Raw genomic sequence first — 22347 nt, 5'->3', positions numbered from 1 at the left:
GCGGGCGTGCTGGCCGGCCGCGCGCAGGCACTCGCCGCCGCCGGCCGAGCCGAGGACGCGACGGCCGCGCTGCAGGTGCTCAGCGACGTCACCGACCAGTTGCCGGCCTCGGTGGTCGCCGATGTCGACTCGATGTTCGGCTGGCCGGAGGTCCGTCTGCGCTACGTCGAGTCGTACGTCTACACCCACAACGGGGACGCGGCGGCGGCGATGGCGGCCCAGGATCGGGCGTTGGATCTGTACCCGGTTGAGCTGGGCCGCGAGCGGGCGCAGTTGCAGATGCACCGGGCGTCGTGCCTGATCCGTTCCGGACACGTCGCCGACGGGCTCCGGTACGCCGCCGACGTCCTCGACGACCTGCCCATCGACCAGCACAACGCGATGTTGTACGAGGTCGGCCGGCAGGTCGTCGCTACCGTTCCCGGCAGCGAGCGGCGTCGAGTGGAGGCTGAGGATCTGCGGGAGCGGCTGGTGGCCTTGCCTGCTCGGTAGGCTGCCGAGCATGGCCGACCTGGTGTACGACCTGCTCGACACCGACCAGGCCCGTCCGCTGGCGGTGGAGATGGAGCGGCTCTACGGCGAGGTATACGCCGAACCGCCGTACGAGGAAGGCCCGGAGCACGCTGCCCAGTTCCGGCGCTGGTTCCGGGCCGAGCGCCGGAAGCCCGGGTTCAGCCTGGCCCGGGCGGTCGACGGCGATCTGCTGGTCGGCGTGGCGTACGGGCACACGATGCCGGCCGGCGAATGGATGGAGCCGCGGGCCGACGATCCGCCGGATCACCTGCTCGGCGTGCCAAAGCTGACGATCCCGGAGTGGATGGTCAGGCAGCCGTACCGGGGCCGGGGCGCTGGGCGCCGGCTGCTGGCAATGCTGCTCGCTGACCGGGCCGAGCCGTACGCGATCCTCGCGAGCAACCCGGCGGCGCCAGCCCGGCGGCTTTACGAGCGGATGGGCTGGGAGCAGCACGGCATCATCCGGCCGAAGTCGATCCCGCCGATGGACGTGCTCGTGCTGCCCCTGCGGGCCGCCGGGGCGCCGCACACCGGGTAGCGAGATGAGGCGGTCACGGTTGACGGGCCGCCGATCGGGAGGCGCGGTAACAGCCGGGCGCGAGCCGTGAGCGTTGCCGGCTGGGCCGGGGGAGCAGACCTCAATCCGGACGGTGGCAGGCTGGCACATCCGGGCGGGGAAGGGAATCCTCACGGGAACACCGGGCAGCGGGGCTGACCTCAGGCGATCTTGCCTGGTTGACCCTTTCTGGTTCGATCATCGGCCTTCTTCTATGATTGGCCGGACTTGCACCGACGCCTACTCCGGGGAGTCGAAGGCGTGGACGCGACGGGGGTCACGGCGGTCTCCGCGTTGCTGATCGGCGGCGGCGTGGTGTTCCTGGCGCTCGTCGTTCTCGCGGTGATGACGGACCGACCCCGGACCCCGCGTCCGGATCCGGTCCGGCTGCGGGCCGCGGCCGAGCAACTCGAGGCGCACGCGCTGGCGACCCAGACCGAGGCTGGCCGCGCCGCCGCGATCGCGACCCAGGCGAGGGCGATACTGGTGGCGGCCGAGCAGGCTCGCGACGAGGCATGGGCGGCGCAGGAGACGGCGGAGCGGGACCATCAGCGGGCCCTGCGGTCGGCGCTCGCCGGACGGGAGATGGCGGCCAGGGCTCCGACGCCCGAAACGGTGCCCGAACCGACGCCCGAAACGGTGCCCGAACCGACGCCCGAAACGGTGCCCGGCCCGGAACGGGACCGGGAGGTGTCCCGGGCCGCGCTGGCCGCCTATCGGCGAGGCGACATCTCGCTCCACGAACTCCGGGAGGTTTTCCGGCGAGCCGGGGACTGGGATCCGGTACAGGAGGACCGGGAACGGATCCTCGAACGCGGCGGTATGCGCCTGACGATGGCCCGGCGAGCGTACGACCAGGCTGCGGCCCTGGCCCGGCGTGCCGGTCAGGAGGCCCGGGTGGCCGAGGAGGCCGCCCAGGAACTGCTGGCCGAGGCGACCGCCACCGCCGCCGAGGCGCGGGAGGCGTACCTGACGGCGCAGCGGTTCACCCGGCGTCGTCCGCCCCGACGCGGAGGGCGAACGCGCTAGGCCGAAACAGGCGGACGGCGGGCCGGCTGGGCGGAAGGCGAACAGGACAGGTCAACCGGGTCGGCCGGAGGTCGGTGTGCTAGGAAGAACTCCCTGGTCAAGTGGAACAAGAGGGGCCTCGCCTTGCTCACGTTCGGATTGTTCGGCACCGGTCACTGGGCGGCCGAGGTACATGCCGCCGCACTCGCCGGGCATCCCGGGGCCCGACTCGCCGGGGTCTGGGGCCGCGATCCGGTCAAGGCCCGCGCGCTGGCGCAGCGGTACGACGTACCGGCCTTCGACGACATCGACGCGCTGATCGAGGCCGTGGACGCGGTGGCGGTGGCGCTGCCGCCCGACGTGCAGGCGGATCTGGCCGTGCGCGCCGCCAACGCCGGTCGGCACCTCCTGCTGGACAAGCCGATCGCGTTGAGCCTGCCCGAGGCGGACCGGGTGGTGGCCGCCGTCGAACTGAGCGGCGTCGCCTCGGTGGTCTTCTTCACCAACCGGTTCCATCCGAACGTCGCCGGGTTCCTGGCCGCCGCCGCGGCGACCGGCGGCTGGCACGGCGCCCGGGGCGTGATGTACTCGTCGATCTTCCAGCCGGGCAACCCGTACGGTCGGTCGCCGTGGCGCCGGACCCATGGTGGCCTGTGGGACGTGGGCCCGCACGCGCTCTCGCTGATCCTGCCGGTGCTCGGCACGGTGACCCAGGTCGCCGCGCTGGGCGGCCCCGGCGACAGCATCCACCTGATGCTGGCGCACGGGGAGACGGCGGCGAGCACCCTGTCGCTGGCGCTGGACGCCCCGCCCGCGTCGACCACCTTCGAATTCGCCTTCCACGGTGAGAGCGGCATCGACAGCATGCCGCGCCGCGACGGCAGCGCGGTCGACGCGTTCCGGCTGGCCGTGGACCAGTTGGTCGCCGAGGTCGACTCGGGAACCCGCGACCAGTTGGTCGACGTACGTTTCGGTCGCGACGTGGTTGCGGTGCTCTCCGCCGCGCAGACCGCCCGTGAGCAGGGCCGGACAGTCACGCTCCCCGGCTGACCCCTGACCGGGCCACGCGACCCGGTAAGGGGGACTGGACTGCGGAGGCTCGTACGCCGGCTCGGTACATTCGACGGCGTCGTCGAGATGAGCAGTCCACCGGGCGGCCCGACGACGGTGACCTGTGGAGGGTGCCGTGCGCGTTGTCCTCGCCGAGGACCTCTATCTCCTGAGGGACGGCCTGTCCCGGATGCTGACCGCACACGGGTTCGAGGTGGTCGCGGCGGTGGAGAGCGGTCCGGAGCTGCTGGAGGCGCTGCTCGGAATGCGCCCCGACGTGGCCGTCGTCGATGTACGGCTGCCGCCGACCCAGACCGACGAGGGGTTGCAGGCGGCGCTCGCGGCCCGTCGGGAGGTGCCCGGACTGCCGGTGCTGGTGCTTTCCCAGCACGTCGAACAGCTCTACGCCCGGGAACTGCTCGCCGACGGGGCCGGCGGGGTCGGCTACCTGCTCAAGGACCGGGTCTTCAACGCGGAGCAGTTCGTCGACGCGGTTCGCCGGGTGGCCGGCGGCGGAATGGCGATGGACCCGGACGTGATCGCCAAACTCCTCGCCCGGAGCGACCGCGACGCCCCGATGAGCCGCCTGACCCCACGCGAACGCGAGGTACTGGAACTCATGGCCGAGGGCCGCTCCAACAGCGCCATCGGTCAACGCCTCTACCTCTCCGAGAGCGCGGTCGGCAAGCACACCGCGAGCATCTTCGGCAAGCTCGACCTGGCGCAGTCCGACGACGACAACCGCCGCGTCCTCGCGGTCCTCGCCTACCTCAACGGCATGTAAGGAAGGGCCCCTTCTTATCGTTTTCTGTAGAAGAAGGGTCCCTTCCTAACATCTCGTCGCTCAGGAGAGCTCGATGATCGCATCGCCGATGTCGGCGGGGGACTGGAACTGGTCGGCCGGCAGCGAGCGCAGCAGTTGCAGGGTCTGGGTGTCGAGGCCGGTCTCCTGGGCCCAGCGAACCAGGTCCTCCTTCGACACCGGGTAGTCCAGTCCGGCCAGCGACTCCTGCAACTGCATCGCGTTTGGTCCCATACCCGTGCAGGTACCCGGTTCGGGTCCGGCCACACCCCGAGGGTTTGTCCGGCCGTCGGTCCGGGTAGGCGCCGGCATGCAGGTTCACCGGCTCGGGGGTCCGGGCGACTTCGACCCGCTGCTGGAGCAGGCCCGATCGGCCCGGGTGGTGATGCTGGGCGAGGCGAGCCACGGAACCCATGACTACTACCGGCTGCGGGAGCAACTGACCCGCCGGTTGATCACCGAATGCGGGTACTCGTTCGTCGCGGTCGAGGGGGACTGGCCCGACTGCGAGACGGTGCACCGGTCGGTGGTCGACGCGCCGGGCGGCGACGCCGATCCGCAGACCGCACTGGAACGCTTCGAGCGGTGGCCGACCTGGATGTGGGCGAACGCCGAGGTGGCCCGGTTCTGCCGGTGGCTCCGGGCCTGGAACCTGGACCAGCCGGAGTCGGGTCGGGTCGGATTCCACGGGCTCGACGTCTACAGCCTCTGGGAGTCGATGCAGGCCATCCTCGACTACCTGGGCGAGGAGGACCCGGTCTCGCTGGAGCTGGCCCAGGAGGCGTACCAGTGCTTCGAGCCGTACGGCACCCGGGTCGAGGAGTACGGCCTGGCGAGTCGGTTCGTCTCGGCCCGCTGCGAGGACGAGGTGGTCCGGCTGTTGACGCGTACCCGGGAACGGGCCGCGCACGACGGGGCGGACAGCTTCTCCGCCTGGCAGAACGCGGAGGTCGTCGTCGGGGCGGAGAAGTACTACCGGGCGATGGTGGGTGGTGGCCCGCAGTCCTGGAACGTCCGGGACACACACATGGCCGACACCCTGGACCGGCTGCTGGAGCGGTACGGCCCGGACGCGAAGGCGGTGGTGTGGGCGCACAACACGCACATCGGCGATGCCCGGGCCACCGAGATGAACCGCGACGGCATGGTCAACATTGGTCAGCTCGCCCGGCAGCGGCACGGGGCCGAGAAGGTTGTCCTGGTCGGCTTCGGCGGTTATCAGGGCACGGTCGTCGCCGCTTCCCGCTGGGGAGCCCCGTCGGAGGTGATGACGGTGCCGCCGGGCCGGGCGGGCTCGCTGGAGGAGCGGCTGCACACCCTGCTGCCCGAACGGGCACTGCTGGTCCTGTCCCAGGGTGACCGGCCGGACTGGCTGACCGAGGAGGCCGACCACCGGGCGATCGGGGTGGTCTACGACCCGTCGTTCGAGGCGTGGGGCAACTACGTGCCGACCCTGTTCGGCGACCGGTACGACGCGTTCGTCTGGTGCGACCACACCACCGCACTGCACCCGCTGCCGGCCACTCCCAGCACCCCCGGCGAGATGGAGACGTACCCCGCCGGGGTCTGAGGTGTACCGGTGTGGTGCTCAGGCGTCCTTGGTCTGCTTGGCGGTGAGCCAGTCGGCGAAGTGGGTGGCACCGACCCGCGCCGGGCCGGCGGGGACCAGGGATCCGTCGTTGACGTCGGCGCCGAAGTAGCGCGCGTCGGGGTCGGTGACCACCTGGCGGGTGTCCTGCTTGGCGGCCAGGAACTGCCGCACGAAGTCGTCCTGGCGGATCTGCTCCGGCCCGGCCAGCTCGATCGTCCCGTTCGCCGGCTGGTCGACGGCGATCTCGGCCAGCGCGGCGGAGACGTCGGCGGCCGCGATGGGCTGCATGGGCGCCGGTGGCAGCCGGACCGTGTCACCGGCGGCGCCGCCCTCGGCGATGGCGCCGACGAACTCGAAGAACTGCGGCGCGCGCACGATCGTGTACGGCGTCTTCGCGCTCTTGATCAGTTCTTCCTGCGCGACCTTGGCCCGCATGTACCCGCTGTCGGGAATCAGGTCGGCGCCGACGATCGACAGTGCGACGTGATGGCCCACCCCGGCGGCCGCCTCGGCGGCCAGCAGGTTGCGCCCGGAGGTCTGGAAGAACTCCAGAACGGGCCCGTCCTCGAAGGATGGTGAGTTCGCCACGTCGACGACGACGTTGGCGCCCTCCAGCGCTTCGGCCAGGCCGGCGCCCGTGATGGTGTCGACTCCGCTCGAGGGCGAGGCCGCCGTCACCTCGTGGCCGCCCTCCCGGAGCTTGGTCACCAGGACCGAGCCGATGAGCCCGGTACCGCCGATTACCACGATCTTCATGTCCTGATCCTCCTCGGTGTGAAACTCGGACTTCTCTTATCCGAGATACTACTCGGATGTTTTCTATCCGAGTCAAGTAGGGTGTGCTGATGAAGATGTCTGCCGGGGTCGAGTGGGCGTTGCACTGCTGCGTGGTGCTGACCGCCGCGAGGCATCCGGTGTCGGCCGCTCGGCTGGCCGAGTTGCACGACGTGTCGGCGACCTATCTAGCCAAGCAGCTACAGGAACTGTCGCGCGCCGGGTTCGTCCGATCCATCCAGGGCAAATCGGGCGGGTACGTCCTCACCCGCCCGGCCGACGAGATCACCATGCTCGACGTCGTCGAGGCCGTCGACGGCCCCGCGTCGGCGTTCGTGTGCACCGAGATCCGCCAGCGCGGCCCGCTGGCCACTCCGGCTGAGGGCTGCACCACACCCTGTCCGATCGCCCGTGCCATGGGCGCCGCCGACAGCGCCTGGCGGGCCGCGCTGGGGGCCGTGACCATCGCCGACCTCGCCCGCAACGTCGGCGCCGACAGTGGCCCGGAGGTGTTCGACGTGATCCGGGACTGGCTGGACACCCCTGCTGGCTGAGCCGTACGCCACAGGGCAGGTGGCGGCGTGCGCATCGCCCGTGGGTGCGTCTGATCAGGGCGCGTCGATGGTCATCGCTTCCAGAACAGGAGGTGGGTGATTCCGCTGGGGCTCGGCACCGATTCGAGGTGGAAGCGGTCGAGGAGATCGGTGTGGCGCTCCCACAGCCGCTCCCCCCCGGCCGAGGTCGACGGGCGCGACGGCGATGTGCATCGTGTCGACCAGGTCGGCCTCGATGAACTCGCGGATGGTGGCGACCCCGCCGCCGAGGCGTACGTCCCGACCGGCGGCGGCCTGCTTCGCGCGTACCAGCGCCTCGGCCGGGCTCGCGTTGAGGAAGTGGAACGTGGTGTCACCGAGGCTGAATGACGGGCGCTCGTGGTGGGTGAGCACGAAGACCGGCGTGTGGAACGGCGGGTTGTCCCCCCACCAACCCTGCCACTCGTGGTTCTCCCAGGGGCCGCGCTGGGGGCCGAACTTGTTACGACCCATGATCTCCGCCCCGATGTTGTAGTCGTAGTCGCGGGTCAGGTGGTCGTCCAGCCCACGGGTGCCGCCGGGCTCGGTGCGGTATATGAAGCTGGCGGTGGCGGCGCGCCAGGAGAACAGGGGGGTCGGGTCTGCGTGGCCGAAGGGCCGCTCCAGGCTCTGCCCCTCGCCGGCACCGAACCCGTCACGCGACACGTTGAAGCTCTGCACCTTCAACAACTGCGGCATGTCTGCTCCTCCGGAGGTTCGGGGAAGATCCAGTTGCGCTTTACGACCGGTGGGACCGTACTACTCTGATGGCGTATCGCAACCAGTAGGGGCCGGTCGCCTGTCGCCGGGCTCAGTCTCCTCGACGGCGCTGGTGCCGGAGCCCTCGCGGGACTCCCAGGACCAGGTCTCGTCGAGGCGCAACCGGCCGTCGGCGAGGATCGAGACGGTGCTGAGGCAGTGCCCGCTGGAGGTCTCGCCCGCCCGGTTGAGTTGGACATAGCGGAAGTCCAGGCTGTTCCCGTCCCGGGTGCCGACCAGGTACCCGGTCCGGATGGCGCCCCCGGCGTACGTCGCCGAGATCTCCCCGTCGCGTTCCCGGTAGTCGAACCGGGTGGCGCTGTCCACCTCGCCGCCGTCGACCTCGCCCACCGCGCGGAACCGGCGCCCGTCGAGCGAGGGCAGCAGATCGCCGGGTACGGCCGACCGGTCCTCCCCGGACACGACGCGCGCGAAGCAGAGCTGGTTGTACGGGCTGTCGCCGTACCGGGGAATCTCCCGGTAGCCGGCCGAGCGGTAGAGCGTCGCCGCCTCGGTGAGGACGCGGTGGGTACCCAGCCGCACGGTGTGCAGCCCCCGGGCCGCCGCCCGCTGTTCCAGGTCGCCGAGCAGGCGGCGGCCGAGCCCCAGTCCACGCGCGTCGGCGTGCACCCACAGGTGGCAGAGCTCGGCGACGCCGGGCGCGTACGTCCGGAACCCGCCGCAGCCGACCGGACGGCCCTGCTCGTACGCCACCACGAAGGCGCCCACATCGCCGCTCAGTTCGGCGTCGCTTCCCAGCGCCGAGCTGTCGTACCCCTCGGGGAACCGGACCTTCAGTTCGGCGGCGTACTCGGCGAGACAGTGCCGGGCGGCGGCCGAACCGGGCTCGACCACCTCGACGGTGACGGTGGCCAGCCGGAGCAGTCGGCGGGTCTGTTGCTGTGCCGCGATCAGCCGGTCCCGTTGGGCGGCGCTGAGCGGCGCCAGCAGTGCGCTGGCGGCGGCGTTGGACCGCCGGTCGAGTTCGGCGAGTTCGGCGCTGCCGGCCTCGGTCAGTTCGGCGATCCGGACCCGACCGTCGGTCTCGGACGGACGTAGCCGCACCAGGCCCTGCGCGCCGAGTGAGCGCAGCGACCTGCTCAGGTAGCCGGAATCCCAGTCGAGTCGGGCCCGCAGGTCGCGTACTGACGCCCCGGTGCCGATCTCGAACAGCAGCCGGGCCTCGCTGAGCGGCCGCGCCTGCCCGAGGTAGCGGTCGGTGAGCAGCCCGATCCGGCGGGAGTAGTAGCGGTTGAAGTCGCGGACCAGTTCGGCCTGTTCGATCAGGGCTGACATTCGTTGACTATAGTCAACGATATTCCGTCAGCGGTGGAAATCGGTCACCGTGTCGGTCAACCGGCCGGTACGGAACTCCGGCGGGTCGTGCATCAGGAAGTCGCGGTGACTGATGTTCCAGGCGTACGCCCCGGCCATTCCGAACGCGATCGTGTCGCCGACCGCGATCCGGCCCGGCCCACCGATCAGGTCACCGGACGAGACCCGGGCCAGCACGTCCTTCGGGGTGCAGAGCTGCCCGACGATCGTCACCGGTCCGGCGCCGGTCACCGGCCGGGCGAACGGGTACGCCCAGTCCGGGCGGGGCAGCACCGTGAACGGCTGCGAGTGCTGCTTCGCCGCCGGGGTACGCAGATGGTGGGTGCCACCCGCCACCACCACGAACCACTCGCCGCCGGCCTCCTTCACGTCCAGCACCTCGGTGAGGTACTGCCCGCAGTGGACCGTCATCGCCCGACCCGGCTCGATCCGCAACGTCCGCCCGGGGTACGCGGCCAGCAGCTCGTCGAGGGCCGAGCCGTAACCGACCCAGTCGAAGCGGGCCTGCGGATCGGTGTAGTCCACCGCCATTCCACCGCCGACGTTCACCTCGGAGGCGTCGAGTTCGGTCACCGCCCAGTCGACGACCGCCCGGGCCACCCCGGCGGCGGCCGGCGCCGACAGTCCACTGCCCAGATGCGCGTGCACGCCCCGGACCCGTACCCCGGGCAGGTCGAGTCGGGCACACTCCCGCGCCTGCTCGGGCGACATCCCGAACGGTGTCGCCCGACCGCCCATCACCAGCACGGCACCCTCGACCGGCACCGGCAGGTTGACCCGGAGCAGTACCTCGGCGACCACGTCCCGGGCCCGCGCGAGCAGATCGAGCCGGCGCAGCTCGGTGGGCGACTCGACATGGAACCGGCGTACCCCGGCGGCGAGCCCGGCGGCCAACTCCCGGTCGGTCTTGCCCGGTCCACCGAGCGCGGCCGGCGCGGTGCCCGGCAGGACCTCGGCCAGATGGCGCAACTCCCCGCCGCTGGCCGCCTCGAACCCGTGCACGTACGGCGCCAGGGTACGCAGGATCCCCGGATCCGGGTTCGCCTTCATCGCGTACAGCAGCTCGACGCCGGCCGGCAGCGCGGCCCGGATCGCGGCCGCCGACCCGGCCAGCCCGGCCAGGTCGTAGAGATAGACCGGACTCACCACGTCAGGACTCACCAGCCTGCCTTTCGTTCGCGACTGCGGGGCTCGCAAAACCGGCTCACTCCTCGCGCTCACCAACGGTCTCCGATCGGGTTGGGGAACGGCAGGTAGCCGGCGTGCCGGTCGGCGGCCCGGCGCCAGCGCACCAGCAGGTTGGCCTTGACCGGCAGCGGTACCCCGGCGAGCAGGGCGCGGAGCCGGGGCGGGTCACCGAGCCGGGCCGACGTCTCCACGACCACCTCGCGCAGCGCCGCCCACAACTTCGACTCGACCCCGGGATGGGCGTCGGCCAGCGCGCCCGCCAACTCGACCAGATGGTTGACGAAGAGGCAGTAGACGACCCGGTTGAACGCCTGCTCGGGGTCGTAGCCGATCGCGGCCGGCAGCCCGGCGAGCCAGTCCGCCCGGCGGTCGAGGTCGAGCTTGACGCCCTCCAGGTCGCGCAGCAGCATCCTGACCGGCCAGCGGTCGGCGTCCAGCACCGCGACGACGTTCTGCAGGTGCGCCTCGTGCACGATGCCGTGCGTCCACCAGAGTTCGAGCACGGCCGGGACCAGCAGCCGGGTGTAGGCGTCCCACCAACCGACGGGATCGGCCACGGCCAACGGCCCGGCGGCCAGGGCGGCGGCGATCAGCGGCGTCTCGCCGTCGGCCAGGTGCGGGCGCAGGCCACCGCGCAGGATCACCCCGTACCTCTCGTCCAGCGTCGGCAGGTCGACCGTCCGGTACGCGGGTTCGGGCAGCAGTACCACGCCGGCCGGAAGAGGCAGGTCGGCGAGGAGTCGGGTGAGCGCCACCGCCCCGGTGAGTTCGTACCGGGCGTTCTTCCGCAGGCAGTTGGTGATCCGTACGTGCAGACTCGTCTTCACGAACAGGTCGGCGCGGGGCGCGTAGAGGGTGCGTACGCTCGCCGTCGGGCGCAGGGTGGCGCCGGTGACGCCGAGGTCGCGCAGGCGCGGGTCGAGCGGCCCGGACAGCTCGAACTGCCACGGGTGCACCGGCAGTACGGCGTGTCCGGCGGGTGCCGTCGGTGGGTCGAGTACGCCGATCAGTTCGTCGAACGGCCCGTCGGAGGCGAGCAGCGACCGGGGTACGGCGATCCAGCGCAGCCGTAGGCTGGTGCGCAGTTCGGGGGCGTACCTGTTCCACGACTCGACGTCCCCGGTCCGCCACTTCGGTGCCGGATGCCGGGGGTGGCCGTGTACGAGCGACTGCTCCGAGTCCACATAGGAGTCGATCACGGCGTCCCCGGTCGGGTCCGGATCCGTGGCCGGACGCAGCCGGAGCACCCGGTCCAGCGCGTCCCGGCTGGCCACCACCTGCCCGGTGAACTCCTCGTTCGGCACCCCGGTACGCAGGGTCAACTCGTCGGCGACCAGTGCCGCCAGCCCGGCCGCGTCTACCGGCGACCACGTACCGCCGGAGAGCCGCTGCACCGGTCCCTCGTAGCGGTGCGCACCCACCTCCGACACCCGGCCCACCGCACAGCGCAGCAGTACAGCGCTGCGTGGCAGCCGTACCAGGGCGTGCCCGTCGGCGAGGCTGGTCTGCCGTTCCGGGCCGGCGACCTCCCGGGCGACGCAGCCGAGCAACGTGTGCGTGCTGGCGACGTCGGCCGCGGGCCTGGACACTGCGGCGGTCATCGACTGCTCCTTGGGGCGACACGGCCGACCCGGACGGCGATCACCGGTCGGACCGCAGGTAGTTGGGGCCGGTGCGCAGGTAGTACTTGTTGATGTCGGCACAACCGGTGCGCTGTTTGGGTAGCAGCGTGCCGGCGGTGACCATCGCCTTGACGGGCAGACGGCTGGCCGTCAGGACGCGTTCGGTGAGCAGATCAGCGGCGGCGGCCACGTTCCAGCCGTCCGGTCCGGGCGGGCCGGCGGCCCAGCGGTCCCGGGTGGCGACCAGGCGGGTCCGTAACGCGGTGCCCGGCGCCGGCACCGGCACACCCCGCTCGGCGAGCGCGCGCAGCGGTGCCGCCGCGGCCAGGTGCAGGGTGATCGTGGTGAAGACGTCGGCCAGCTCGGCCGGATCCGTGATCCACATCCGCGCGTCGCGCAGCTCCGGACCGGACCGCCGGGCCAGCCGGGCACCGTCGTTGTCCTTGTAGAGCAGCCGCAGCTCGCCGCCGCCGACCGGATCGAGGACCAGGTGGATGTTCTGCTGGTGTGCCTCCAGCGCGATCCCGTGCCGCAGCCAGAGGTAACCGTGCCAGTCGATCAGCAGGTCCAGGTAGGCGTCGAGCAGGGGCACCGGGTCCGGCCCGCCGACCCGTTGCGCGACCGATCCCGCGTCGGGGTCCTCGGCGGCCAGGCCGGCGACGGGTACCACCTGGTGACCGGCCAGCCCGCTCGGATATCGGCGGAGCAGGAACGACCGGACGTCGTCCCCGGCGTGCCCGTAGCAGCTCTCGTCGGCGTGCAGGATCCGCCCCGCGAACGCCGGTTCGGCGGCGGCGATCCCGGCCAGCAACCGGTGCAGCTCGGCACCGTCGACCAGGGTGTCGGGAGCGATCGTCCGGATGTTGCGGGCGCCGAGTGTCGCCGTGGCCAGGGGCAGCTTCAGATGCGTGTACGGGTCGTCCACCAGCGACACCGTCCGGGTCGACAGGGTCGGCCGGACGAGGATCTCGGGCCCGTCCTCGCGTACCGGCAGGATCGGCAGGCTCAGCCGGTCGGCGGTGACCGGATGCACCGGCAGCAGCACGGTTCCCGGCGTACCGGCCGGAGGCCACCAGGGGGGCAGGGCGCCGGTGAGGGTCACCTCGCTGCGCGGCACCGGCAGCCAGCGCAGGGCGAACCGGGGGGCGTGCTCCGGGGCGTACCCGAGCAGGTCCGTGTCGCCGAGACCGTGCCGGCACCGGCTGGTCGGATAGACCGGATGATCGGTACGGGCGGCGAGGACGTCGTCGAGCAGCGCGCCCGCCATCCCGGTCGGAGCGTGCTGAGCGGCCGAGCCGGCCGGTACGGCGTTTCGCCGGGCGGCGCGGAGTTCGGCGTACACCCGGGGACGGGTCTGCGCGGCGAGCCGCCGCGCGGCGAGGTCGTGCCGGCACTCGGCGCGGAACGCGAGCCATCCGGCCTCCGCCTCCGGATCGTCGGTCGGCCCGAGGACGTCGAGGAGCCCGTCGAGGGTGCGGACCAGCCGTTCCGGTCCGGTCCCGTCCTCGACCACGAACTCCGGCCGGGCCGAGCGCAGATCGTGCTGGAACCCGTCCGGACGGACCGGCAGGCGCAGCCGGGCGGTGCCGGTACGGGTCAGCCACCAGCCGTCGCCACCGGGCCGACCGTTGCTGGCCAGGCCGAGATGGTCCTCGCGAAGCAGCGCGTCGAGCACCCGCTGGAAGAGCTCCCGCTCGGCGCCGGTGCTTCCGCTCATCCCGGGTCCCTGCGGTCGCGGCCGCTCATGCCCGGACCTCCCAGTGCAGCCCGGCCCGGAAGTCCCGCAGGGCGTCGGCGACCGTTTCCCGGTCGGGGCCGATGGCGTGCAGGGCGGCCAGGTAGTCGCGGTTCGTCCGGGTCAGCGGCGCGGTGACCCCGATCGGGCGCAGCGGCCGGCAGCCGAGCCGGACGCCGGAAGGGTCGCGCGTGTCGACACTGCCGGGAGCCGCCAGGAGAGTCCCCGGGCGGTCGGCGCAGACGTACTCGACCCGGGCGTGCCGGGCCAGGGTCGCGGGGTCGGGCAGGGTCGGCAGCGCCGTGCCGGCGTGCACCCCGATGACGTACTCGAAGAGCGGCACGTCCAGCAGTTCGGCGAGGACCAGGTCCATCCGGTCACCGATCAGTCGGTAGTTCACCTCGACGAGCCGGGCCCGACCGTCGGCGACGACGAACTCGGTGTGACAGGCGCCGAAGCCGACGCCGAGCGCGTCGAGCTGGGCCCGTACCTGGTCGAGCAGGGGCGGCGGTAGTTCCACCGCCCACTCGAGGCTGGCCTCGATGAACGTCGGCGGCGGGCCGAGGCCGGTCCGCCAGGCGCCGAGCACCGCGAGGCCGGTGCCGTCGCCGAGGGTTTCCAGGGTGTGCAGCTCGCCGGGAAGGTACTCCTCGACCAGCAGCGGCAGGTCGGGGCGTCGGGCACGGATGTCGGCGACCCGGCGGCGCAGGTCGGCCGGGTCGCCGACCAGGTAGACGTCCTCGCTCGCCACGCCCTCCCGGGGTTTGACCACCGCCGGGAACGGCACGCTCACGGCGAGGTCGGGGTCGTCGTCCGGGCCGAGGGCCACCACGGCCACCGTGTCCAGTCCGGCGTCGCCGATGGTACGCCGGGTCAGGCGCTTGTCCTTGGCCCGCAACGTCGCCCGCCAGTCCTTGCCGGGCAGTCCGAGGTACCGGGCGGCGAGGGCGGCCGGCGTCTGCAGGTGGTCGCTGTTGGAGAGCAGGGCCGTGGGCGGGTCCCCCCGGTACACCGCGTCGAGTACGCCCCGCACGTCGCGCACGTCGGCCCCGACCACCTCCGCGTCGGCCCGCCCGCCCGGTGCTGCCGGCCAGGCCTCCGGTTGGTCGGTCAGCACCGTCACCGGCAGCCCGAGGCGGGCCGCCGCCGGCAGGAAGCCGTCGAGCACCGAATCGGTGGGATTGAGCGCGGTCAGGTAGAGCCGCACGGATGAGCCTCCTCCGGCGCTGCCGCCCGGACGCCCGCCGCTGCCGCCCGGATTCCCGGGGCGTCGATCCGGGTCCGGGCGGCAACGGCGGTCCGCCGGGTGTCTACTTCGCGGGGTCGACCTGGAAGGTCTGCGCGATGTCGTCGAGGACGAAGTGTGCGCCCTGGACCGAGACCGAGGTCATCCACAGCTCGTCCTTGACCTCGTACACGTGCTTGCCCTGCACGGCCGAGAGTCGGGTCCAGAGTGGGTTGGCCTCGAACTTGTCCTTGTAGCCCTCCCCGCCCGAGTAGGTGGTGACGAAGATGTGGTCGCCGTCGGCCAGCTCGATCTGTTCCTCGCTGATCTCGGTGGCGAAGGTGTCCTTGTCCTGCGACGCGGGGCGCTTCAGCCCGGCGTCGGCCAGGATGATGCCGATGAACGACGCCTTCGCCATCAGCCGGGTCGGGCCGTCCACGAATCGGACCACCGAGATGGCGGGGTTGCCGGCCTTGGCGTTGACCTCGTCGCCGATCTTCTTGGCCCGCGCCTCGTACGCGGAGAGCTGCTGTGCGGCCAGGGTCTCCTCGCCGAGTGCCTGCGCCAGCAGGGTGACGTTGGCCTTCCAGGTCGGGCCGGTGGTCTGGACGAAGACGGTGGGGGCGATCGCGGAGAGCTTGTCGTACAGCGCGTCGTGCCGGACGGTCGCCGAGACGATCAGGTCGGGCCGGAGCGAGGCGATCAGTTCGAGATTCGGGTTGTCCAGCGGACCGATGTCCTTGGTGTCCCTGACGGCGTCGCCGAGGTATTCCGGGAACGTCTTCTGGTTCCGGTAGCTGGCGATGCCGCCGACCAGCGGCCGACCGAGCAGGACGACCGCCTCCACCAGGCTGTTGTCGAGCGCCACGATCCGCTGCGGCTTGGCCTTGATCTCGGTGCTGCCCTTGTGGTGGGTCACCGTACGCGGAAAGCCGGCGTCGGCGGTGGCGGTGGCCGCGCCGGAGTCGGATCCTCCGGGCGAGTTCGACGAGCCGCAGGCCGAGAGCCCGACGGCCAGGGCGAGCCCGGTCAGGCCGGCGGCGAGCCGGAAGGCCGCCCCGCGACCGCGCGCGATTCGACGCATGAAACGATCCTCATCTCTTACTAAGGTAAGGCTCTCCTACTTCGCAGTTAGGTTAGCCTTGCTTGCTGGGGAAACAAAACTCGTCACCGGTGGGTCGCCCAACGCAAAGCACGCGGCCGAACAGGTGTCACCGCTGGTCAGCGCATCGCTGGTCAGCGCCGAGGACGACCCTCCGGTACGACGATCGGCGTACCGGCCACCGGACAGGTGATGATCCGGCAGTCGAGACCGAACACCTCCCGTACCAGATCCGGGGTCACCACCTCGGCGGGCGGCCCGGCCGCCACCACACCGCCGGCCCGCATCGCGACCAGATGGTCGGCGTACCGGCACGCCTGGTTCAGGTCGTGCAGCACCATCACCACAGTGGTGCCGTCCCGGTGGTTCAACTCGGCGACCAACTCCAGCACGTCCACCTGGTACGCCAGGTCCAGATAGGTCGTCGGCTCGTCCAACAGCAGTACCCGGGTGTCCTGGGCCAGCGCGAGGGCGATCCAGACCCGCTGTCGCTGGCCACCGGAGAGCTCGTCGAGACTCCGATCCGCCAACTCGCTGGTACCGGTGGCGGCGAGCGCCTCCTCGACGATCTGCTCGTCGGCCCGGGACCACTGCCGCCACCAGTGCTGATGCGGCGTACGACCCCGGGCCACCAGGTCCCGGACCGTGATCCCGTCCGGCGCCATCGGCGACTGCGGCAGCAGTGCCAACCGACGCGCCAGCTCCCGATGCGACAGTCCGGCGATCGGATCCCCGCCGAGCAGCACCGTTCCGGCGGACGGCGGAAGCAGTCGGGCAAGGGCCCGCAGCGCCGTCGACTTCCCGCACGCGTTCGGCCCCACCAGCGCGCTGACCTTCCCGGCCGGCACCTCGATGTCCAGCCCTTCGGCCACCACCCGGTCGCCATAGGCCAGCCGGAGACCGCTGCCCAGCAACGCCGTCATCTCATCCTCCAGCCGGGTTGTAAGGAAGGGCCCCTTCTTATCGCTTTCTGCATAAGAAGGGTCCCCTCCTAACACCTCAGGTGTTCGGTTCATCAGCCGGCTCGGCCGATGCGGTTCGCGCGGGTCAGCAGCCACATCAGGTAGGGGGCGCCCACCGCGCCGGTGACCACGCCCACTGGCAACTCGAGCGGGGCGAGCACCAACCGGGCGGCCAGGTCGGCGCCGAGCATCAGCGCCGCGCCGACGCAGCCGCTGGTCAGCAACGGCAGGTTGGCGGTGCCGGTGAGCCGGCGGGCGATCTGCGGCGCGGCGAGCGCCACGAACCCGATCGGGCCGGCCGCGGCGGTGGCCACACCGGCCAGGACGACCGAGGCGAGCAGCAGCGCGACCCGGGCCCGGTCCACCGGCAACCCCAGCGCCCGCGCGGTGTCGTCGCCGTACTGGAGCAACTGGTACGGCCGGATCAGCGCGAGTACCACAGGCAGCGTCACCAGCAGGGCCAGTCCGGCCCACCGGGCGTGCTCGAAGCCGCGTCCGTTCAGGCTGCCGGTCAACCACACCATCGCCCGGGACGCCTCGTTGATGTCGGCACGGGCCAGCAGCCAACTGGTCAGCGCGCCGAGCGCACCCTGCACGCCGATCCCCACCAGTACGAACCGGAAGCCGGTGATCGTGCCGTCCCGGAACGCCATCGTGTAGATCACTCCGGCGGCGACAAGCGCTCCGACCAGCGCCCCGAGCGGCACACTCGCGTACGACCCGGCCCCGGCCGCCGTCACACCGCCGATCAGGATCGCGGCCACCCCGCCAGTGCTCGCCCCGGCGGAGATGCCGATCAGATCCGGGCTGGCCAGCGGGTTGCGGGTGACCGCCTGCATCAGTGCTCCGGCCAACCCGAACGCGAAGCCGACCAGCAGGCCGGTGAGGGCCCGGGGCAGCCGCAGTTCGCGCACGATCAGGGTCGCGTCGGCGCCGCCCGTACCGGTCAGGGCCCGGAACACGTCACCGGCCGGGATCGGGAACTCACCGATCGAGACCGAGGCGACCAGCCCGGCGACGGCGAACGCCAGTACGACGGCCAGCACCCCGAGCACCCTGGGACGCGCGATCCCGCCGAGCCCGGCCACCTCCCAACCGACCCGGCCGGGTCGCCGTACCGCCCGCCGGCTGGCAGGGGGCGTGCCGGGTGCACCGGGTGCACCGGCCGGTCGGCTGGTGATCGGCTGATCGGGGAGCCGGACGCTCACCGGGTCTGCTCCCGGATTCTGCCGCGCTTGACCAGCATGATCAGGAACGGGGCGCCGATCATCGCGGTCACCACCCCGGCCGGTACTTCGCCGGGATGGTCGAGCAGTCGCCCGAGCGCGTCGGCGCCGAGCAGCAGCGCCGCACCGGCGAGCCCGGCACCGGGCAGCAGCCAGCGCAGGTCCGGGCCGGTGAAGGGCCGGACCAGGTGTGGCACGACCAGCCCGACGAAGGTCACCGGGCCGGCGGCGGCAACCGCCGCACCGGTCAGCAGTACGACGGCGACGGCACCCAGCAGGCGGGTCACCCCGACCCGTACGCCGAGCGAGCCGGCGAGGTCGTCACCGAGCGCGAGCGCGTTCATCCGGGGGACGATGATCGCGGTGAGCAGCAGTGCGGCGAGGACGAACGGAGCGAGTTGGAGGGCGAGCGCACCGTCGCGGCCGGCGAGCGAGCCGACCGCCCAGAACCGGTACTGGTCCAGGGTCCGTACGTCGAGCAGCACCAGGGCGTGGGTGAGGCTCATCAGAAGCGCGGTGATCGCCGCCCCGGCCAGGGCGAGCTTGACCGGCGAGGCACCGCCGCTGCGCGCCGACGCCCGGGCCGCACCACCGATGGCGTAGACGAGCGCACCCGCAAGGGCCGCTCCGATGAACGCGAACCAGACGTACTGGTAGGGCGAGGTCAGGCCGAAGACGCCGATGCTGGTCGCGACGGAGAGGGCGGCGCCGGCCGAGACACCGAGCAGACCCGGGTCGCCGAGCGGGTTGCGGGTCAACTCCTGGGCCAGGGTGCCGGCCACGCCGAGGGCGATCCCGACCAGAAGCCCCAGCAGCGTACGGGGGAAGCGGAGTTCGGCGACCAGCAGCGCGTCACCGCTCCGGTCACCGGTCAACGCCCGCAGGGCCTCGCCCGGCGGCACGTTCTTGGCCCCGAGAAGAACGCTCGCCAGGCAGGCGAGCGCGACGGCGGCGAACAGCACCAGCACGATCCCGGTACGCCGGGCGACCGTACCTCGGGCCGGTGCTGGCGGCGCCTGGCCCGGCGGCGCGGGTTCGCTGATGGTTAGGGGCACCTAAGTAAGATAAGCCACGCCTAAGCAGCAGCTCAGTGGGGTGCCGACGGGGTAACGATCACCACCGGTGGGCACCCCGGTTGTCGGGGTGCCCACCGGTGGGGTGAACGGATCGCAAGTCAGGGCCGCAGCGCGTCCCTGGTGTCCCGCGCGGCGTCACCGACGTGGTCACCGGCCTGCTTGACGTTGGCCTCGGTCTGCTCGGTCGCGCCCTCGGCCTGAAGCCGCTCGTTGTCAGTCGCGTCCCCGACCTTCTCCTTGGCCATCCCGGCGACTTCCTCGACCTTGTGCCGGATCTTGTCTCCTAAGCCCATCGTGTCCTCCAGGTGATGCCGAGATGCCGTCCGCACCTCGCTGACCTGTTACTTGCCCGATGGCTGGGTCGATGAAACAGGCTGGGTCGGCCGGCGGTGCCCCGACCAGGAGAGATGGGCATATCTGTCGACCCGCGGGGTAGCCAGCGCCGTCGGCAGTCCGCCGGCACGGTATTGAGCTGAGGGGCCTGTGATGACGCAAGGAGCAAGTGCCGCCTCGACCGGCGACGGCCACGGGTCGAAGACCCAGGTCGCTCGGCAGGGGGCCACCGAGGCTGGTCAGCGGGTTTCCCAGGCGGGCAGCGGGTTGGCGCACAACGCGGCGGACCGGGGCAGGGACGTCGCCGGTGAGGCTGGCCGGCAGGCCCAGGACCTGATGAACCAGGCCTCGGCCCAACTCAAGGAACAGGCCGGGGCCCAGCAACAGCGCGCGGCCGACGGTCTTCGCACACTCGGTGACCAGTTGCGGGCGATGTCCGACCGCTCCGACCAGCAGGGTGTCGCCACCGATCTGGTACGCCAGGCCGCCGACCGGGTCCAGCAGGCGGCGCACTGGCTCGACCAGCGAGAACCCGGGGCGGTGATGGGCGAGGTACGCGACTACGCCCGCCGTCGACCGGGAATCTTCCTCGCCGGCGCCGCCGTCGCCGGAGTGTTGGCCGGCAGACTCACCAAGAGTCGAGGCGGGATGCAGGAAGACGGCGACGGTCAGCACTCGTCCGGCCAGCCGGACGGGATGCGTGGCCAGCCGGACGGGATGCGTGGCCAGCCGGACGGCATGCGTGGCCAGCCGGAGGGGATGCGCGGCCAGCCGGACGGCATGCGCGGCCAGCCCCAGACCGGTCCACCGAATCCGGGCACGTTGCCGGACGCCGAAGCTGGGCAACGCCGCTGGGCGGGCGCTGACGGGCAGGCACCTGGGGGGCGGCGGTGAGCGCTGCGACGGGCGGGATGGGCGCGAGTCGGGAGCGGGATCCCTCCCAGGCGTCGATCGGCGAGCTGCTCACGTCGATCACCCGCGACACGTCGATGCTGGTCCGCCAGGAGATCGCGCTGGCCAAAGTGGAGCTGCGGCAGGAGGTGCGTACCGCGGGCAAGGTCGCCGGGATGTTCGGCGGTGCCGCCCTGGGCGCACTCATGGTGCTGCTGTTCCTGTCGTACGCCCTGTGGTGGGGCCTGGCGAACGTGATGGATCAGGGCTGGGCCGCGTTGATCGTCGCAGTGGTCTGGGCGCTGATCGCCGCGGTACTGGTCTCGGTGGCGCGGCGGCAGGCCCGCAGTCTGAAAACCCTGCCGCAGACAGCCGATTCGGTCCGACGCGTACCAGGCGCTGTTCGGGGCCAGGCACATCGTCAAACGGGGGGACAGTGATGAGTAACGATCCGAGTCGGATCCGGGCCGACATCGAGAGCACACAGGACGACCTGGGCGCCAACGTCAACGCGCTGACCGACAGGATGAACCCGCGGAACATGGCGCGCCGGCAGGCCACGCAGGCCCGGGGCCGGGCCCAGGGCACCTGGCAACGGCTCCGGGAGACCGTGATGGGCACCACCTCGCACGCCAGGGACAACGTCATGGGCTCCACCTCGCACGCCAGGGACAACGTCATGGGTACGGCGCAGCAGGCTCGGGAAGGGGCCCAGCACGCCCGCGACGCTTCCCAGGCGCGACTGTCGGCCGCCTCTTCCGCCGCTGGCGAGCGGATGCACGCGGTGGGGCAGCAGACTCGGCAGCAGACGGAGGGCCACCCGCTCGCCGCCGGTCTGGTCGCCTTCGGACTCGGTGTCCTCGCCTCCGCACTGCTGCCCGCCAGCCAGCCCGAACGTCGGATGACCGGACAGCTCCGGAACAAGATGTCGGAACACTCCGATCAGATCGACCAGATCAAGCAGCAGGCCACCGGGGTGGCCCGGCAGACGCAGGAGAATCTCCGTGAGCCGGCCCAGCGGGCGGCGGAATCGGTCAAGTCCAAGGCCAGCCAGCACGCGGGTGGTATGCGCGACCAGGCGCGCTCCTCGGCGCAGGAGGTGCGCGGACAGGCGCAGGAGACAGCGGGCGAGATACGACGCCGCTGACCAGCCAATCGCTGTACGACGCCCGCCGCTCCGGCTGCTGCCCCTGCGGCGGGCGTCGTACGCCCGCCCTGCCGGCCGGTCGAGGGTCGGCTCGACGAGTCCTCCTCCGATAGGCTGCCGACGATCAGTTGCGGCCAGCGGTGCCGCTTCGGGTGGCAGCCGGGGAGGCGATGATGTCCTGGCCGGACGGTGGGCCGTGGGTGGTCGCCGCGACCTCGACGAGCGTGGACTGGGAGGTGGCCGCGGCCGCTCTCTGCGTCGCGTCGACGGGACGCACGGCGGTGCTCCGGATCGTCGCGGCGAGGCCCGGCCACGGAAGTGCGGGCGACGATTTCGAGGACACCGCCGACGAGCGAGCCGCCGACGAGCGGGCCGCCGTCGATGAGAGAGCCGTCGATGAGAGAGCGGCCGATGAGAGAGCCGCTGACCACGAGCGAGCCGCCGACGGGACAGTCGATGACGGGGGAGTCGCCGGCGGCCGGAGCCGGGGTCACTCGGGAGCGTTGCTGCACGACAACCTGGGCACCTACGTCGAGGTGGCGACCGGTGGCGTCGACGGACTGCTGGTGGCCGACGTCGTCGGACTCGTCCAGGCCCTGACCCGGACCCATGACCTGGTGCTGGTCGGCGGTGGGCACGGCCTCGCCGTACCGCTGGGTCGCGGCGGCTGGACGCTCGCGGACCTCGCCTGGGCGCTGCCGGCACCGGTCGTGCTGCTCAGCGGTCCCGGGCCGGACGCGGTCAACCACACCACACTGGCCCTTGAGGTGCTGACCGGTCGTGGTCTCACCGCCTCGGTCGTCGCGCTCGGCCTGGTGGATCTCGGCACGCTGCCGGTCACGCCGGCGGGCCGGATCCCGGCCGGCGCGGCCGACCGGCC

23 protein-coding genes and 1 pseudogene are annotated in these 22347 nt (G+C 71.9%); 11 read left to right on the top strand and 13 right to left on the bottom strand.

What is annotated here, in order from left to right; genetic code table 11:
- The 5 genes and pseudogenes from I0C86_RS20795 to I0C86_RS20775 form a co-directional block, all read left to right on the top strand.
- Nucleotides 1–492 (top strand): annotated as a pseudogene (locus I0C86_RS20795) (hypothetical protein); the annotation flags it as partial.
- Between the two features lie 10 nt (nucleotides 493–502).
- Nucleotides 503–1051 (top strand): GNAT family N-acetyltransferase, encoded by a 549-nt coding sequence (locus I0C86_RS20790; protein ID WP_196202936.1) that lies wholly within the window; start codon nucleotides 503–505, stop codon nucleotides 1049–1051.
- Between the two features lie 279 nt (nucleotides 1052–1330).
- The gene (locus tag I0C86_RS20785; protein ID WP_196202935.1) at nucleotides 1331–2098 is read left to right on the top strand and encodes a hypothetical protein; all 768 of its coding nucleotides are present in this window, start codon (nucleotides 1331–1333) and stop codon (nucleotides 2096–2098) included.
- A 123-nt stretch (nucleotides 2099–2221) separates the two neighbouring features.
- On the top strand, nucleotides 2222–3127 hold the full coding sequence (locus I0C86_RS20780; RefSeq protein ID WP_196202934.1) for a Gfo/Idh/MocA family protein: 906 nt from the start codon (nucleotides 2222–2224) through the stop codon (nucleotides 3125–3127).
- 136 nt (nucleotides 3128–3263) lie between these two features.
- On the top strand, nucleotides 3264–3911 hold the full coding sequence (locus tag I0C86_RS20775) for a response regulator (RefSeq protein ID WP_196202933.1): 648 nt from the start codon (nucleotides 3264–3266) through the stop codon (nucleotides 3909–3911).
- Nucleotides 3912–3971: 60 nt separating this feature from the next.
- Here I0C86_RS20775 and I0C86_RS20770 read toward each other — a convergent pair whose 3' ends face one another.
- Nucleotides 3972–4163: a DUF2795 domain-containing protein gene (locus tag I0C86_RS20770; RefSeq protein WP_196202932.1), complete on the bottom strand. Its 192-nt coding sequence runs from the start codon at nucleotides 4161–4163 to the stop codon at nucleotides 3972–3974.
- 76 nt (nucleotides 4164–4239) lie between these two features.
- Between I0C86_RS20770 and I0C86_RS20765 the strand changes: the two genes are divergently transcribed.
- Nucleotides 4240–5499, top strand: coding sequence for an erythromycin esterase family protein (locus I0C86_RS20765; protein WP_196202931.1), 1260 nt, complete (start codon nucleotides 4240–4242; stop codon nucleotides 5497–5499).
- Nucleotides 5500–5517: 18 nt separating this feature from the next.
- On the opposite strand, the gene I0C86_RS20760 is transcribed toward I0C86_RS20765, so the two are convergent.
- On the bottom strand, nucleotides 5518–6276 hold the full coding sequence (locus I0C86_RS20760) for an SDR family oxidoreductase (protein WP_196202930.1): 759 nt from the start codon (nucleotides 6274–6276) through the stop codon (nucleotides 5518–5520).
- Nucleotides 6277–6365: 89 nt separating this feature from the next.
- Between I0C86_RS20760 and I0C86_RS20755 the strand changes: the two genes are divergently transcribed.
- Entirely contained in the window at nucleotides 6366–6848 is a 483-nt protein-coding gene (locus I0C86_RS20755) for an RrF2 family transcriptional regulator (RefSeq protein ID WP_196202929.1), read from the top strand.
- 54 nt (nucleotides 6849–6902) lie between these two features.
- Here the strand turns inward: I0C86_RS20755 and I0C86_RS20750 are convergent, their stop codons facing one another.
- From I0C86_RS20750 to I0C86_RS20700, 11 genes are all read right to left on the bottom strand, one after another.
- On the bottom strand, nucleotides 6903–7565 hold the full coding sequence (locus I0C86_RS20750; protein ID WP_230394495.1) for a dihydrofolate reductase family protein: 663 nt from the start codon (nucleotides 7563–7565) through the stop codon (nucleotides 6903–6905).
- A 60-nt stretch (nucleotides 7566–7625) separates the two neighbouring features.
- The gene (locus I0C86_RS43580) at nucleotides 7626–8921 is read right to left on the bottom strand and encodes a MarR family winged helix-turn-helix transcriptional regulator (RefSeq protein WP_230394494.1); all 1296 of its coding nucleotides are present in this window, start codon (nucleotides 8919–8921) and stop codon (nucleotides 7626–7628) included.
- Nucleotides 8922–8948: 27 nt separating this feature from the next.
- Nucleotides 8949–10121, bottom strand: coding sequence for a type III PLP-dependent enzyme (locus I0C86_RS20740; protein ID WP_456319962.1), 1173 nt, complete (start codon nucleotides 10119–10121; stop codon nucleotides 8949–8951).
- A gap of 56 nt (nucleotides 10122–10177) precedes the next feature.
- Nucleotides 10178–11749 carry an IucA/IucC family protein gene (locus tag I0C86_RS20735; RefSeq protein WP_196202928.1) on the bottom strand — a complete coding sequence of 524 codons (1572 nt, stop codon included), beginning with the start codon at nucleotides 11747–11749 and terminating at the stop codon, nucleotides 10178–10180.
- A gap of 40 nt (nucleotides 11750–11789) precedes the next feature.
- Entirely contained in the window at nucleotides 11790–13487 is a 1698-nt protein-coding gene (locus tag I0C86_RS20730) for an IucA/IucC family protein (RefSeq protein WP_196202927.1), read from the bottom strand.
- 25 nt (nucleotides 13488–13512) lie between these two features.
- The gene (locus I0C86_RS20725; RefSeq protein WP_196202926.1) at nucleotides 13513–14712 is read right to left on the bottom strand and encodes an ATP-grasp domain-containing protein; all 1200 of its coding nucleotides are present in this window, start codon (nucleotides 14710–14712) and stop codon (nucleotides 13513–13515) included.
- A 103-nt stretch (nucleotides 14713–14815) separates the two neighbouring features.
- Nucleotides 14816–15814 (bottom strand): ABC transporter substrate-binding protein, encoded by a 999-nt coding sequence (locus tag I0C86_RS20720; protein ID WP_196202925.1) that lies wholly within the window; start codon nucleotides 15812–15814, stop codon nucleotides 14816–14818.
- Nucleotides 15815–15966: 152 nt separating this feature from the next.
- Nucleotides 15967–16755: an ABC transporter ATP-binding protein gene (locus I0C86_RS20715; RefSeq protein ID WP_196202924.1), complete on the bottom strand. Its 789-nt coding sequence runs from the start codon at nucleotides 16753–16755 to the stop codon at nucleotides 15967–15969.
- A 92-nt stretch (nucleotides 16756–16847) separates the two neighbouring features.
- Nucleotides 16848–18002: a FecCD family ABC transporter permease gene (locus I0C86_RS20710; RefSeq protein WP_323373755.1), complete on the bottom strand. Its 1155-nt coding sequence runs from the start codon at nucleotides 18000–18002 to the stop codon at nucleotides 16848–16850.
- A complete protein-coding gene (locus I0C86_RS20705) occupies nucleotides 17999–19075 on the bottom strand; it encodes a FecCD family ABC transporter permease (protein WP_196202923.1) in 1077 nt (358 codons plus the stop codon). Before I0C86_RS20705 ends, I0C86_RS20710 begins: the two co-directional genes overlap by 4 nt.
- Before the next feature lie 119 nt (nucleotides 19076–19194).
- Nucleotides 19195–19389: a CsbD family protein gene (locus tag I0C86_RS20700; protein WP_196202922.1), complete on the bottom strand. Its 195-nt coding sequence runs from the start codon at nucleotides 19387–19389 to the stop codon at nucleotides 19195–19197.
- Nucleotides 19390–19582: 193 nt separating this feature from the next.
- Here I0C86_RS20700 and I0C86_RS20695 point away from each other — a divergent pair, with 193 nt between their 5' ends.
- The 4 genes from I0C86_RS20695 to I0C86_RS20680 form a co-directional block, all read left to right on the top strand.
- On the top strand, nucleotides 19583–20323 hold the full coding sequence (locus I0C86_RS20695; protein ID WP_196202921.1) for a hypothetical protein: 741 nt from the start codon (nucleotides 19583–19585) through the stop codon (nucleotides 20321–20323).
- Nucleotides 20320–20760, top strand: a complete 441-nt coding sequence (locus tag I0C86_RS20690; protein WP_323373754.1) for a phage holin family protein — start codon at nucleotides 20320–20322, stop codon at nucleotides 20758–20760. The genes I0C86_RS20695 and I0C86_RS20690 overlap by 4 nt, the downstream gene beginning before the upstream one ends.
- On the top strand, nucleotides 20760–21467 hold the full coding sequence (locus I0C86_RS20685) for a DUF3618 domain-containing protein (RefSeq protein WP_196202920.1): 708 nt from the start codon (nucleotides 20760–20762) through the stop codon (nucleotides 21465–21467). The genes I0C86_RS20690 and I0C86_RS20685 overlap by 1 nt, the downstream gene beginning before the upstream one ends.
- Before the next feature lie 152 nt (nucleotides 21468–21619).
- A partial coding sequence (locus I0C86_RS20680) for an AAA family ATPase (RefSeq protein ID WP_196202919.1) occupies nucleotides 21620–22347 on the top strand: 728 nt, incomplete at its 3' end.

The sequence above is a fragment of the Plantactinospora alkalitolerans genome, from assembly GCF_015690345.1.
GTDB lineage: Bacteria > Actinomycetota > Actinomycetes > Mycobacteriales > Micromonosporaceae > Plantactinospora > Plantactinospora alkalitolerans.
The sequence above is the reverse complement of the archived record's forward strand: the minus strand, read 5'-3'. Positions and strand labels throughout refer to the sequence as shown.

Coding starts and splice junctions, on each gene's coding strand:
- I0C86_RS20695 (WP_196202921.1), top strand. CDS start 19,583: ATGACGCAAGGAGCAAGTGCCGCCTCGACCGGCGACGGCCACGGGTCG.
- I0C86_RS20735 (WP_196202928.1), bottom strand. CDS start 11,749: ATGACCGCCGCAGTGTCCAGGCCCGCGGCCGACGTCGCCAGCACGCAC.
- I0C86_RS20755 (WP_196202929.1), top strand. CDS start 6,366: ATGAAGATGTCTGCCGGGGTCGAGTGGGCGTTGCACTGCTGCGTGGTG.
- I0C86_RS20770 (WP_196202932.1), bottom strand. CDS start 4,163: ATGGGACCAAACGCGATGCAGTTGCAGGAGTCGCTGGCCGGACTGGAC.
- I0C86_RS20760 (WP_196202930.1), bottom strand. CDS start 6,276: ATGAAGATCGTGGTAATCGGCGGTACCGGGCTCATCGGCTCGGTCCTG.
- I0C86_RS20685 (WP_196202920.1), top strand. CDS start 20,760: ATGAGTAACGATCCGAGTCGGATCCGGGCCGACATCGAGAGCACACAG.
- I0C86_RS20730 (WP_196202927.1), bottom strand. CDS start 13,487: ATGAGCGGAAGCACCGGCGCCGAGCGGGAGCTCTTCCAGCGGGTGCTC.
- I0C86_RS20720 (WP_196202925.1), bottom strand. CDS start 15,814: ATGCGTCGAATCGCGCGCGGTCGCGGGGCGGCCTTCCGGCTCGCCGCC.
- I0C86_RS20715 (WP_196202924.1), bottom strand. CDS start 16,755: ATGACGGCGTTGCTGGGCAGCGGTCTCCGGCTGGCCTATGGCGACCGG.
- I0C86_RS20765 (WP_196202931.1), top strand. CDS start 4,240: ATGCAGGTTCACCGGCTCGGGGGTCCGGGCGACTTCGACCCGCTGCTG.
- I0C86_RS20750 (WP_230394495.1), bottom strand. CDS start 7,565: ATGCCGCAGTTGTTGAAGGTGCAGAGCTTCAACGTGTCGCGTGACGGG.
- I0C86_RS20700 (WP_196202922.1), bottom strand. CDS start 19,389: ATGGGCTTAGGAGACAAGATCCGGCACAAGGTCGAGGAAGTCGCCGGG.
- I0C86_RS43580 (WP_230394494.1), bottom strand. CDS start 8,921: ATGTCAGCCCTGATCGAACAGGCCGAACTGGTCCGCGACTTCAACCGC.
- I0C86_RS20790 (WP_196202936.1), top strand. CDS start 503: ATGGCCGACCTGGTGTACGACCTGCTCGACACCGACCAGGCCCGTCCG.